9 protein-coding genes, 1 pseudogene and 1 CRISPR repeat array are annotated in these 12,774 nt (G+C 64.8%); of the genes and pseudogenes, 2 read left to right on the plus strand and 8 right to left on the minus strand.

The window, feature by feature from the left end; genetic code table 11:
* Nucleotides 1-495: 495 nt before the first annotated feature.
* Nucleotides 496-651 (minus strand): hypothetical protein, encoded by a 156-nt coding sequence (locus ACAH01_RS16430; RefSeq protein WP_372480836.1) that lies wholly within the window; start codon nucleotides 649-651, stop codon nucleotides 496-498.
* A 479-nt stretch (nucleotides 652-1,130) separates the two neighbouring features.
* On the opposite strand from ACAH01_RS16430, the gene ACAH01_RS16435 reads away from it, so the two are divergent.
* Nucleotides 1,131-2,474 carry an orc1/cdc6 family replication initiation protein gene (locus ACAH01_RS16435; protein WP_372480837.1) on the plus strand — a complete coding sequence of 448 codons (1,344 nt, stop codon included), beginning with the start codon at nucleotides 1,131-1,133 and terminating at the stop codon, nucleotides 2,472-2,474.
* Between the two features lie 462 nt (nucleotides 2,475-2,936).
* Here the strand turns inward: ACAH01_RS16435 and ACAH01_RS16440 are convergent, their stop codons facing one another.
* From ACAH01_RS16440 to ACAH01_RS16460, 5 genes and pseudogenes are all read right to left on the minus strand, one after another.
* A complete protein-coding gene (locus ACAH01_RS16440) occupies nucleotides 2,937-3,281 on the minus strand; it encodes a hypothetical protein (RefSeq protein WP_372480838.1) in 345 nt (114 codons plus the stop codon).
* Nucleotides 3,282-3,516: 235 nt separating this feature from the next.
* A CRISPR array of direct repeats spans nucleotides 3,517-4,406; the repeat unit is 30 nt; unit sequence GTTTCAGACGGACCCTTGTGGGATTGAAGC.
* 128 nt (nucleotides 4,407-4,534) lie between these two features.
* Nucleotides 4,535-7,888 (minus strand): annotated as a pseudogene (grpE, locus tag ACAH01_RS16445) (nucleotide exchange factor GrpE); the annotation flags it as partial.
* Nucleotides 7,889-7,955: 67 nt separating this feature from the next.
* The gene (locus ACAH01_RS16450) at nucleotides 7,956-8,978 is read right to left on the minus strand and encodes a threonine/serine dehydratase (protein WP_372480839.1); all 1,023 of its coding nucleotides are present in this window, start codon (nucleotides 8,976-8,978) and stop codon (nucleotides 7,956-7,958) included.
* A 169-nt stretch (nucleotides 8,979-9,147) separates the two neighbouring features.
* On the minus strand, nucleotides 9,148-9,708 hold the full coding sequence (locus ACAH01_RS16455) for a helix-turn-helix transcriptional regulator (RefSeq protein WP_372480840.1): 561 nt from the start codon (nucleotides 9,706-9,708) through the stop codon (nucleotides 9,148-9,150).
* Nucleotides 9,705-10,370, minus strand: a complete 666-nt coding sequence (locus ACAH01_RS16460; protein ID WP_372480841.1) for a hypothetical protein — start codon at nucleotides 10,368-10,370, stop codon at nucleotides 9,705-9,707. Before ACAH01_RS16460 ends, ACAH01_RS16455 begins: the two co-directional genes overlap by 4 nt.
* Nucleotides 10,371-10,665: 295 nt before the next feature.
* Here ACAH01_RS16460 and ACAH01_RS16465 point away from each other — a divergent pair, with 295 nt between their 5' ends.
* A complete protein-coding gene (locus ACAH01_RS16465) occupies nucleotides 10,666-11,631 on the plus strand; it encodes a hypothetical protein (protein ID WP_372480842.1) in 966 nt (321 codons plus the stop codon).
* A gap of 33 nt (nucleotides 11,632-11,664) precedes the next feature.
* Here the strand turns inward: ACAH01_RS16465 and ACAH01_RS16470 are convergent, their stop codons facing one another.
* Together ACAH01_RS16470 and sod are read right to left on the minus strand one after the other, a co-directional pair.
* A complete protein-coding gene (locus ACAH01_RS16470) occupies nucleotides 11,665-11,952 on the minus strand; it encodes a hypothetical protein (protein WP_170095278.1) in 288 nt (95 codons plus the stop codon).
* A 167-nt stretch (nucleotides 11,953-12,119) separates the two neighbouring features.
* Complete coding sequence (sod, locus tag ACAH01_RS16475) at nucleotides 12,120-12,722, minus strand: superoxide dismutase (RefSeq protein ID WP_372480843.1); 603 nt, start codon at nucleotides 12,720-12,722, stop codon at nucleotides 12,120-12,122.
* Nucleotides 12,723-12,774: the final 52 nt, after the last annotated feature.

Genomic DNA, 12,774 nt, shown 5'->3' on the forward strand with positions numbered 1-12,774 from the left:
TACAGCCGGCAGTATGAGGAGAAGCGCGAGTGAGTGGATGAGTGGGTCAGTGGGTGAGTGAACCCCCTCACCCCGTGTGCGATATGAAATTGGTGAGAGAGTGGGGGTGGGGTGTTAGCGAGAGCGGGCGATTTGAGACGGAAAACACCAGATATTGGCGTTTTCAGCAGAGAGAAGGTCTAATAAGACAGAATAGAAAATAAGCTATTATATGAGAAAGACTTATTAACAAGTGTATGCAACCATAGCCGTACTGCAAGTCGAAGACAGAAATATAGTGAATATATTGACACTATTAGGTAACTTGGTTAGGTAACTTGGGCTAGATAGCTTAGACGATCTAGATAGAATCTATCGATCGTCAATTACCGCTAGATACACTTCACAACATATCAACCACGGATTTTCGGCTGTTCCGACGATATCTGTCGCCGACTCTGACTGGAGGGGACTCTTTCTCTTTACCAATTTCATCTCGCACACGGGGTGTGGGGGTCACTCTCCGCTTTCTTTCACCCATCTCTTCTTTCCCCTCCTCTTCTTTCCCCTCCTCTTCTTTCCCCTCCTCTTCTTTCCCTTCCTCTTCTTTCCCTTCCTCTTCCCCGCTTTATCTCTTGTTGGCGGAAAAAGGGCGACGACAATCCGTATCACTCCACAGCGCTCGGACTTCGGGACAGTTCACCAGTCTGTCCTCCGCTCCGATTCACTTCGCACACGGGTTGTGGGAGCGACGGATCTCGACTGCTGTCGTGATTCGACTCTCTACCAGTACCTTCCCCGTTCGTCTACATTTCATTTCGCACACGGGGTGTGCGGGTCTGCATGTCGTCCGAATCCGGACGCAGTCCGAGCTCGCTGGGACGACGTTCCCTCGATCTTCACAGTCGTCGTGGCTTCCGGATTGTCGTTTCATCTCGCACACGGGGCCCGTGACCTATCACGTTCGTCTCTGAACACATCCATTCCTGGACATCTGTGTATTTGAACACGACCGAATTTGACTTTGCCCACGGTACGTCCCGCCACTCTCATCTCGTAGACATTAGCCACTCTCTGCAGTATATTCGCCATATTTAATCTCGCAGGCGGTTCCAAATCTTTATCTGCGAAGTGGGCCATATCACGGTATCATGGGCGACGGCGACGACCAGCAGTCACTGTCCCAATCTATCAAGGGACGGCTTCAGGAGGGCGTCCAGGACTCCGTTTTCAGGGACAAGGGTCTCCTCGATCCGGATGCCGTTATCGACGAGGACCGCATCGTCGGTCGCGACGACCAACTCGAAGACATCATTACCTATCTCCGGCCGGCGCTGCAGGCCAATCGCCCGCCGAATATGCTGCTCTACGGCCCGTCCGGGACCGGCAAGTCCCTGATCATCAACGCCGTCTGCCAGCAGGTGCTCGAACTGGCAAACAGCCAGGACATCGACTTCGGCGTCGTCGAAATCAACTGCCAGACGCTCAAGTCACACGACCGGGCCGTCTACCAGCTCGTGGAAAACGCCGCGGCGAAAGCGGGCGTCGAGGTCGGCGTCCCACAGAGCGGGGTCTCGACGAGCCAGAAGCTCAACCGCTTCTACGATATTCTGAGCGAACACTTCGAGTCGGTCATCATCATTCTCGACGAGGTCGACCTGCTCGTCGGTCGCCAGCGGGATCCAAACGACGAACCGGCGTACTCGAAACTCCTGTATCAGCTGTCGCGGGCCTCCCAACTGGGCCGGATCGACCAGCACGTCTCGGTCGCCGCGCTCACGAACGATCCGCGCTTCATGGAGGAACTCGACGGCCGTGCCGAGAGCTCGTTCAACCCCCAGGACGTGGTGTTTTCCGACTACGACGCCAACCAACTGCAGGCGATCCTGGAACGCCGACGCGACGCGTTCCAGGAGGGAGTCCTCGAAGACGGGATCATCCCGCTCAGTGCTGCCTTCGCGGCACAGGATCACGGCGACGCGCGGAAGGCGATCGACCTGTTCCGGACGGCAGGCGAGATCGCGGATCGTGCCGGCGACGACACGGTCCACGAACAGCACGTTCGCGACGCACAGGAAGAGGCCGAACGCGACCGGACGCTGACCCAGATGCAGGGCCTCTCCTCGCAGAAGAAGCTCTCGCTGTACGCGACGGCGATCGTCCCGGTCTACTCGAATCGCACCCTCAACGCCGTCCCGAGTACGGTCGCCTACCGCGTCTATCAGTACCTCACGGACCTTCTGGACACGGACGAGAAGTCTCGGGACTCCTACCTCCGGTACATGGGCGAGGCCGAGACCTACAACTTCGTCACCTCGGAGAAGCGGGGCCGTGGCTACGGCAGCGGCGTCCACAAAGAGTACACGTTCGTCGACGACCCAGAGGTCGTCGCCGAAACGCTACGCTCGGACATCCGACTCGAAGAGGTCGAGCAGGACGAGTCACTGATCAAGTCCGTCGTCAACGCTCAGATCGAGGACTTCTTCGAGGGGTGAGGCCGCGTGACTTCTGATGCCCTCCGACCCAGCTCGCATACGCCGGACGATCTCTCTCGCTCGCACTGACAGTTTCATCTCGCACACGGGGTGGTCATCTCGCAGACGGTGTGGTGCCGATCTCGTGGCCTATCGTTTCGCAGACTGAGAGCGCCCAAGTCATTTCGCACACGGGGTGGGTGTGTACCACTCACTGGCGGCGGCGACACGCCTCCGGCGTGCACCCAGCACAGGACTCCGTTTCACTTCGCACACGGGGTCGGTCCCGCTCTCGTCGAGATTCATCTCGCACACGGGGGGTGGTGCTCCGGACACGACCCGAGAATCACTTCGCACACGGGGTGTGTCACACTCCTCATACTGCCGGCTGTCACTTCGTGACGAGCTTCGCCACCCCGGGGTGGCGAAATCGTTCACAGATGTACAGCCGGTAGTATCAGCCACTGTCGCCTCGGGCGACGACTACGCCGGATCAACGGGACCTTCGTACTGCGAACGGATCTGTTCGCCGTCGCGCCACTGCCAGTAGTAGTAGCGGTTGTCGTTGATCTCCTTGACCGTGATCGTCGCCTTCGACGGGACGCCGTCGGGAGGGTTCTCGGGTCCGTCCTCCCGTTTGTGGGCTCTGTCGGCGTGCTCGCCGTCGCCGTCGTCGGCCCCATCCAGACGATCGTTCCGTTCGCGAAACGCTGCGAGCGCCTCGGCGTACTCCGCGATCTGGCGGAGACGAGTCGGCGAACACTGTTCGAGTCCGTCGCCGAGGTCATCGGGCAGGTCTGTCGGCGGCGTCGGTGGATCGTCGCTCACTTCGATCTCCCTGTTAACCAACACGGACTCCAGAACCGTCGTTCTGTTGGTTAAGACGGTCGGACCGATCCCTCTGTCGCCGGTTTCCCGCCACGTCGACCGTTCTCGCCCGCGTACTGACCGGAGTGCACGCGTTTCCATCGACCCCCGGGGGGTTCGAGGGGTATCGAGGGTCGACGGAAACCATGAAGTGCAAACGGCAAATAGCGGTGTACACGTGGTCAAATCGGCCATGGTTTCAGACGGACCCTTGTGGGATTGAAGCGTGCGAGAGGTGGCCGCGGATACTGCCACGACGCGCGTTTCAGACGGACCCTTGTGGGATTGAAGCTGAGGGGAACACCACACCACGGACACACGTCGCCGCGTTTCAGACGGACCCTTGTGGGATTGAAGCGAGGTCGCTCGATATGCCAGTCACCTCTTGCCAAAGTTTCAGACGGACCCTTGTGGGATTGAAGCGCCGGCCGCGGCGGGGACGTGCGCTTCGAGCCGATGGTTTCAGACGGACCCTTGTGGGATTGAAGCTCGTCGCCGGGCCACTCGGTCGTACACCCACCGACACGTTTCAGACGGACCCTTGTGGGATTGAAGCGTCATGCGGTCCGATCCGGTGCTCGGGATGGCCGTGTTTCAGACGGACCCTTGTGGGATTGAAGCGGAGACGACGGCGATGGGGCGACCGTCTCAGACATCGTTTCAGACGGACCCTTGTGGGATTGAAGCTCGGAACTGGGCCGGCGAACCTGGCCAGTGCCGGCGTTTCAGACGGACCCTTGTGGGATTGAAGCACTCTGGGCCGACGAACCCGAGTCGTTCTTAGAAACTGTTTCAGACGGACCCTTGTGGGATTGAAGCACTCTGGGCCGACGAACCCGAGTCGTTCTTAGAAACTGTTTCAGACGGACCCTTGTGGGATTGAAGCGTCATCTGCCCGTCGTCCCGAAGGGTTTCGACCGCCGGTTTCAGACGGACCCTTGTGGGATTGAAGCGTGCGATGAATCTCGCCCAGGAGCAGCACTTCGGCGAGGTTTCAGACGGACCCTTGTGGGATTGAAGCGCCGCCGGAATCTCCGACATTGACGGTCGTGTTCAGTTTCAGACGGACCCTTGTGGGATCGAAGCTAGCCGGTATCGTCCGGCGACTTCCACAGGGCTTCCAGATCGTCCCGCAGATACCGGATCGATTCGTACCGATCCCGCTTTGCCGTCGCCAGTGCCGTGCGTACGATCTCGTCGAGTTCATGGGGCACGTCGTCACGGTAGGCACTCGGGGCTGGTGGTGGCCCGTCGTCGCGGACGATCCGCTTGCGGACGGCGAGGCGTCCGCCGCTCACGGGGGGCTCGCCGCGTAGCATCGCGTACAGCACAGCGCCGACCTGGTAGATGTCCGTGACCGGGTCCGGTTCGCCGAAGGTCTCGGCGTCGAACTGTTCGGGCGCGGCGAAGTGCCGGGAGAACCCCTCCATCGAGTCGGTTCGGTCCCGCAGCTTTCTCGCGAGGCCCCAGTCGGCGAGCTTCGGCAGGTCCCAGCGTGACGGTGCCGTTTCGGTGAAGAGGACGTTCCCCGGCTTGACGTCCAGGTGGGCGATCCCGTACTCGTGTGCGACTTCGAGCGCGCGGCAGAGACACTGCGCGATCCACACGGCCTCTTCGACCGCCAGCCCGTCGGTGCCGTCGAGTCGATCGGCGAGATCGCCGCCGTCCATGTACTCCATGGCGATCCACGGGCGGGTGTCCCCGACGTCGACGACGCCGACGATGTACTCGTGGGAGCGCCACCGGCGGCCCTCTCGCTCGCGGTCGTCGACGGTCCGCCACGTCTGTGCCCGCTGGAGAAACGAACTGATCGCGTCGTGTGTCAGGGTTCGCTCGCCGCGAGCCGGTTCTTTCAGCGCGATCCGGGCCGGCGACTCGATCGCCGGGTGGGTCGTCTCGTACACGACCGCCTGGCCGCCGGTTCCCAGCGTCGCTCCGATCTCGAAGTCCTCGTAGCTCACCGACCGTCGTGGTGGGCTCGGGAACTGTTCGACAGCCGGGGCGCGCGCGTCTCTGATCGCCCGATCGAGTGTGGCGCTCGACCGGTCGGGATCGGTCTGGTCCGTGGCCGCTGTGACACGCTCCGCTGGAGAACCCGTGCTGACGACCACCTTCGCCTCCCGGCGCACCGCACCGTCGCGCTCGTATCCGATCTGCTGGACGGAGACGATTCGCCCCTCCGGAACGGAACTCTCGGTCGAGGCGACTACCCGATGGCGGTAGGGATCCGTTTCGGCCCCGCCGTCGGGATCGACGAGCACGAGTCCCGCCGCTTCGAGCCCGCGGTCGATCCGGTCGACCAGCGCTTCGAGGTCGTCGAACGCCAGCCCGGTCGACGTGTCTTCGCCGAGCAGTCCTCGCAGCGACTCCTCGACGGCCGCGAGCTCGTCGACGAGCCGGTCGGCTCCCTGGCTCTCGCCGTCCTCGTCATGGCTGTCTGCTCTCTCCGCGTTCGTCCCGAGGATCGACTCGACGTTCCGGGCCGTCTTTTCGAGGTTGTCGCGGAGGTTCGCCACGTCGTTGTCGATCGATCGGCGACAGTAGAGGACGCCCCGGTGGAGCTGGTTGCGCACGTCGAGGGTCTCGTCGATCAGCGTCTCCAGCTCCATCGGGGCGCTCGTCTCCGAGTTGCCGTCGGCTGCCGTCGCCTCGTCCTCGTCCCGTGCGGCAACCAGTCGGGGCGCGGGCCGTTCCTGTTCGGACTGCCGTCTCGTTCCATCCTCCAGCGGTAGCTCCGTCGTCGGATCGATCGTGATCGATTCACTGCCGCCGTCGTGGGCTGCCTCGACGTTGATCCTCCGGTTCTCGTCGATGCTCACCGTGACCTCGATCGCCGGTGTCCCAGCCGAGGCCGGTGGCACGTCGGTCAGGACGAACTCGGCGAGCAACTCGTTCCGTGTGGCGGTTTCGTGTTCGCCCTGGAACACGCGTATCGGCACCGCCGTCTGGTCGTCCACCGTCGTGGTGAACACCACTGACTCGACGGTGGGGATGGTCTCGCCTCGCTCGACGATGCGCTCGAAATCACCGCCCTCGACCGCGATGCCCAGCGGCAGGGAGGTCACGTCCAGCAGCACCACGTCGTCGACCTCGCCCGAGAGGATGCCAGCCTGCACGGCCGTCCCGAGTGCGGTGACCTCGTCTTCGTTGACGCGTCTGGTCGTCTGCTGTCCGACCAGCGTCTCGATTCTGTTTCGGACCTGCGGGAGCCGGCTCGCGCCGCCGACGAGGAGGAGCTCGTCGACGTCGTCCGTCTCGTGTCGACTCTCATTCAGGACCGCGCTGGTCGACTCGACGACGCGCTCGACGAGGGGCTCAGTCAGTGACTCGTAGGTGTCTCGATCGAGTGTCGCGTTCAGATCCAGCGGACCGTCGTCCGTCGTCGCGACGTAGGGAGTGTCGATCCGCGTCCGCTCGCGCGAGGCGAGCTCGATCTTCGCGGCCGCCGCTGCGTCGGCCAGCCGTCTACGGGCCTGTGGGTCCTCGCGCAGATCGATGCCGTGGTCCGCCTCGAACCGATCGGCGAGGTGGTCGACGATCGCCGCGTCCCACTCTTCGCCCCCCAGCTCGTCGTCTCCGCCGTTGGCCACGATCTCGTAGATACCGTTCTCCACGTCCAGCAGCGAGACGCTCAGCGAGCCATCGCCGAGATCACAGACCAGCACGGTCTGTTCTCCGTCGCTCCCGTAAGCGTATCCCATCACCGCGGCCGCCGCGTCGTCGATCGTCCGTTCGATCTCCAGCCCGGCGATCTCGCCGGCTCGCTCGATGCGTCTCCGCTGGCGAATCGACGCCACCGCGGGGACGGTGACGACCGCCTTCTCGACGGGCCGCCCGAGGGCGCTCTCGGCGTCAGAGCGAAACTTCTCGAAGAGCGATCCCGCCAGCTCTACGGTCGAGTACTCTCGCTCGCCCAGCTCGACCGTGCTGCCCTCGCCGAGGAGGACGCGCTTGACCGACGTGACGGTCCGCTCCGGTCGGGAGACCGCTCGCTTCCGGGCCGCTTTGCCCACCAGCAGATTCCCGTCGTCGTCGACGGACAGCGCGGTGGGTGTCGCACGGTCCCCCTCGCTGTTGACGACGATTTCGGGCTCGCCGTCCACCGGCACTGCACAGACGCTGTCGGTCGTCCCCAGATCGACGCCGAGTATCACGTCGTTGGTCGGACCTGCGCCGGTCCTTCCTGCCGTCTCGACCGCGATGTCGTCGAACTCACGCTGTCCCTCGATCTGGAGTGTCGCGTCGCCGGTCGCGTCCTGGACCGAGACCCGCAGGGTCCCATCGCTGTCGACGGTGAACATGACTGCTACTTCCGGCACGCCCGCGGGGGCGGGTGCGAGGCCGGAGACCGTACACTCGCCGAGCAGCTCGTTTTCCTCGACACGTTCATGCTCGCCCTGGAACACACGAATCTGGACCGTCTGCTGGTTGTCCTCGGCCGTCGTGAAGGTCTCCCTCGCCGACGCCGGTAGCGACTGCCCTCGGGAGAGCAACTGCTCGCAGTGACCGCCATCGACTTCGATGCCGACGCCTGCGGCCAGCGTCGCTCCTGGCTGTGTCCCTCCCATTCCGTTGTCTGCTTTCTCTGGCTCCTCTGAGATAGGTATTGGGGAGCGTCCCCGCGAGCCCGGCCGATCAGGGCGCGCCGTCGAGGATGTCGGTCAGCTTTTCGGGCTCGATGTTCCGACCCGAGATCGGGAACACGACCGTCGATCCCGCGAGTTCGTCCGCGCGCTGTCTCATCGCCGCCAGGCTCGTCGCACAGGCACCCTCGATGGGCACCCCCTCGTTTACGAACAGATCGCGAACGCCTCGCCGGAGGGCCGCCTCGCTCACGAGTCGGAACTCGTCGAGTCGCTCGCGGAGGACCGTCGTCGTCAGCGCGAAGGGGACGCGCGTCGCGACACCCTCGGCGAACGTCTCCATCCGATCGTGGGGTTCGAGCGTGTCCTCGGCCCAGGCGCGGTGCATCGCCGGTGCCGCCTCCGACTGGGCTCCGATCACGGTGGCGTCCGTGAGCGCGCCCACCGTCAGACAGTAGCCGGCGGCGCTGGATCCGCCACCGACGGGACAAAACAGATAGTCGAGATCCGGCAGCGTCTCGACGATTTCGAGGCCGGCGGTCCCGACCCCGGCGACGAGACTCGGCTCGTTCGCGGAGTGGACGTATCGATAGCCCGCCTGCGCGGCCAGGGACTCGGCGTGCTCGCGGGCTTCGTCGAAGTCAGCGCCGTGGAACTGTACGTCGGCACCGAGCCGTTCCATCGCGGCCACCTTCGCTGCGTTGGCTGCTTCGGGCACCACGATCGTCACCGGCAGGTCGAACGCGCGGCCGGCGTAGGCGACCGACTGCCCGTGGTTGCCGGTGCTCGCGGCGATCAGGCCCGACTCGCGGAACTCCTCGTCGAGGCGCGACGCGAGGGTGACGCCACCGCGGACCTTGAACGCCCCCGTCGGCAGGGTGTCCTCGCGCTTCAGGTACACGTCGGCGTCGAACTCGGCCGAGAGCGACTCGCTCCGGACGAGCGGCGTTCGCGGGAGGTGGTCGTCGACGACGGGACGGGCCTCGTACACGTCGGCGGTCGCTGGTGGGGTGAGATCGTGATACGGGAACACGGTCGTCGCATCGGGGGAGGGAACAGGGCTGTACTCGCTCACGGGGGCCTGTTACAGTCGCTCCGAATTAACCTTTCATATCGTCTGGCCGACGGTCTCGGTCCCGCAGCCAGCGAGGTCGACGGTCGATCATACGGACCGTTGTCGCGATGTACTGGTGAGCATCGACCCCGTCCCAGCGCTCACCGGGAAGCAACGACAACTGTCCGTCTCAGGTGAGAACGACGACGTTCCCCATCCCGCGGCGCTTGCGCTCGATGAGGTCCCGCGCTTCGAGGTTGTCCAGCGCCCGGCTGACGGTCGCTTTCGACACGTCCGTCTGCTCGACGATCTCGCTCTGTGGGAGCACGCCGTCGGCGTCGAGTACGGTCTCGTAGACGATCCGCTCGTTGTTCGCGAGCCGGTCTGCCACTTTTTCCCACTCGCTGCGTCGGGCCGCCAGCAGTTCCGACGGCGCTGTCTGCTCGCCGTCACCGTCGGTTGGGCTGTCCGGCTCTGTGATCGACCGGTCCGCTGGCGACGCAGGCTCGCCGTCAACGAGGAGGACGGTCGCACTCGCGCCAGCGGCGAACGCCGCGATCGTGAGTGCGATCGCGCCGCCGGGGCGAAGCGACGGACCCAGCGTCCCGGCCCGCACGGTGGCGTCTCCCATCGCGACCGTGATCGACGGCGGCGTGGCGAGGCGGGCGGCCAGCGCGACCGTCACGGCCGTCGCGGCGACGAAGGTCCCGGCGGCGACGACCGTTCGTCGGTCGCGGCTCTCGTTGTTCATCGTCCACGAGGGGACCCGCTGGCCCCCTCTCTGAGTCGGACGAACGCGTCGACCGTCTCGTTCTCCAGATCGACGACGACGCTGTACCGCGTCGCTCGTTCGACCGGATCGACGACCACCAGCGCCCGCCGGTCGCTCATTCGCCGTTCGGTTCGCTCGACGACGACGCCGTCCGCTCGCTCTCGCAGGGTGAACGCGGAGTCGTTTGCCGGCGCGAGCTGCGTCCACGCCGTCCCCGGGTCTGCTCCTGCCACTGCGGCGGTGTCGCTTCGAACGGACTCGGGGATCGGTCGGATCGTGTACACCGCGCCCTCCGGCGTGGACTCGTCGGCGACCGTCCCCGCTGTCGTCACGATCTCTTTGGCACGCTCTCGGGTCGCGAGCGGGAGCTCGACCGGCTCGCGCGGCGTCGTCGTCACGACGAGGGAACTCCCGCGACCGGCGATCTCGACCCGCTCGACGGTACGCAGATCGGCGACCACCGTCCGGTCGCGCTCGCCGCTCGTTTCGACGAGCTGTCCGTCGTCGATCGCGAACTCGTGTTCCGCGGGTGGCGTGACCGCCGCAGTGACGCCGGTCACGGTCGCGAACACCGCGATACTGCCGCCGAGGACGCCGAGTGCGAGGACCAACACCACTCGGGACCGCACGACCGTCTTCATGTCTTCCGAGACCGAACGTCCTCCCAAGAAGGTGCTGGTTTCCACCAGTTCGAAACGCCTGAAACGGAACTGAAACGCGTTTCACACCTGTTTCACGGCCGTTTCCAACGGACGCTTACAAGCCCTTTCTGTCAACCCACGGGTGGCGCGATCGGGTCAGTCCCCTGCCGGCGGCCCCGAGACGAACCCCGTCACACGTTCCCCCTCCACGAGCCGCTCTCGGCCGCTCGCGGGCTGGTCTGATCGCCACACGAACACATGACACGATCCAGTCCCCGCCAACGGAGTGGTACAGATGCGACGTGAGTACCGGCTTGCAGCCTACGCGCTGGCCGTTTCGGCGCTCCTCCTGGCCGCCAGTGGCGCGGTCGTCGTCGCCGACGGCAGCGTGACCGACTCGACAGACGAGTCGCCCGAACCGACGAACGGCACCGTCACCTCGTCCGGCACCTACACCGACGCCGACACGGAGACCGTCGACGTATCGGTCACCAACACCAGCGCAACGACGTTTACGGTCAGCGAGGCCGGCCGAACGTGCAGCGGCGCGCTCCGGGTCGACGATCCGAACCGGACCCGGACCGACGTGCGCGTCGACGGCGTCACCGTCACGCTGATCGAGGCACACGGCGGCGAGGCCTTCGACGAGATCGACCGCCAGCGATTCGCGGCGCTGGTCTGGGACGAGTTCTCGACCAGCGCTGGACTCGGGGAGTCAGAGCACGTCGAACTCCGGGTCAACCAGTACTACGAGAGCGTCGACCGCGAGGAGCCGACCGACACCGTCGGCGTCCGCGCCAGTCCCGCCGACAGCTGTCTCCCGAGCGTCGCGGGGACGGTCTCGCTCGACAACGAGTCGGTCGACGTGCGCTCCGCACAGCCGGCACTCGACGATCTCGACCTGACGATCACGGACACGATCGGCGTCCTCGACGACGAGGAACGGACGCTGGTCGAGCGACTCGTCGAGAACGACTCACAGGCCAGCTACACCGTCCAGCAGCGGTTCGACGATCCCAGCGCGCTGGCGGCGACCGTCGTCGAAGCGACCAACGACGGCGAGGTCGCACTCGAACTCACGGCGTCGTCGGACAGTCCGACCGTCGTGGTCCGGATCGATCTCGAAACCGAGAGCGTCGTCACCGCCTACACGAAGCTCTCGATCGAGAGCGTCGACGAGACCGATACCGTCGTCGTCGACGGCAACGAGACGGTGACCTTCGAGACGAACGGCACCGCGTCGTCGGCCAGCGGCGACTGACTCTCACACGCCGACGCCCTCTCCGTCGTAGCGCTACGCGGTCGTCTCGGCCCAGAACCGCCGACAGAGTCGTAGCTGGTCGACGACGCCCCGGACGGAGCGGCCCCACATCGCGACGACCGGCGCGGCGGTCTCTCCGTCATCGTATCTGGGCTGTGTGAGAACGCTGGTCCGACACTCGGGGCAGCGATAGCGGGTCCGGCGGGCCGTCTCGGAGACGTTCCACTCCCCGGTCGCCGGACTCCGGTGGTCACACTCCGGGCAGTACAGCGTCGATTTCAGTGGCGTGTCCTCGCCGGTGGCTGATCGCCGTCGCCTCATCAGGAACACACAGTGGTCCGAGGGGTAAACCGTCTCCCATTGTCTGCATCTCTGGTACAGGAATCGGCGGGAGAGTGGTAACAAACCGAGAGTCGGGAGGGTCGAACGGCACTCAGACCGTCAGCGCCCCAGCGCCGACGTGATGCCTCACAGTCGCCTCAATTGCGCTATTCGAACTGTTCGACGACCTGCTCGTAGCGCTGGCTGGGTTCTTCCCAGTCGACGACCTCGAAGAAGTTGTCGACGAACTCGCCGCGGGCCGGCCCGTAGTCGTGGTAGTAGGAGTGTTCCCACACGTCCAGCGCGAGGATGGGGTGGCTCCCCCAGAGTGCGCCCTGGTCGTGCTTGTCGACGACGACGTTCCGGAGCTGGTTGCTGAACGAGTCATAGACCAGCAGCGCCCAGCCACCGGCGGCCGAGGCGGCGGCCTCGAACTCGCCTTTCCAGGCGTCGTAGGAGCCGAAGTCCTCCTCGATCCGGTCGGCCAGCGCGCCCGACGGCTCGTCGCCGCCGGTCGGGCTCATGGACTGCCAGAACAGGTCGTGGAGGACGTGTCCGGAGCCGTTGTGCGTGACGTTCCGGAGTGCGCCCGACGAGGAGGAGAAGTCGCCCGCCTCGCGGTTCGCTTCGAGCGTCTCCTCGGCGGCGTTCCAGCCGTTGACGTAGCCCTGATGGTGGGTGTCGTGGTGCCAGGTCAGCACCTGTTCGCTGATGTGTGGTTCGAGTGCGTCGTAGTCGTACGGCAGCGGCGGCAGTTCGTGTTCGCTCATCGTGCGTCCATCGGTACGCGCGAAAGCGACTTGAACGTTCTCTGAACGAGAT

Origin of the sequence: Halomicrobium sp. HM KBTZ05 (genome assembly GCF_041530035.1) — an archaeon.
In the GTDB taxonomy this organism is placed as follows: Archaea; Halobacteriota; Halobacteria; order Halobacteriales; family Haloarculaceae; genus Halomicrobium.

Excerpts from the sequence above, each read along its gene's own strand:
- ACAH01_RS16465 (WP_372480842.1), top strand. The coding sequence starts at position 10,666 with ATGCGACGTGAGTACCGGCTTGCAGCCTACGCGCTGGCCGTTTCGGCG.
- ACAH01_RS16460 (WP_372480841.1), bottom strand. The coding sequence starts at position 10,370 with ATGAAGACGGTCGTGCGGTCCCGAGTGGTGTTGGTCCTCGCACTCGGC.
- sod (WP_372480843.1), bottom strand. The coding sequence starts at position 12,722 with ATGAGCGAACACGAACTGCCGCCGCTGCCGTACGACTACGACGCACTC.
- ACAH01_RS16455 (WP_372480840.1), bottom strand. The coding sequence starts at position 9,708 with ATGAACAACGAGAGCCGCGACCGACGAACGGTCGTCGCCGCCGGGACC.
- ACAH01_RS16435 (WP_372480837.1), top strand. The coding sequence starts at position 1,131 with ATGGGCGACGGCGACGACCAGCAGTCACTGTCCCAATCTATCAAGGGA.
- ACAH01_RS16470 (WP_170095278.1), bottom strand. The coding sequence starts at position 11,952 with ATGAGGCGACGGCGATCAGCCACCGGCGAGGACACGCCACTGAAATCG.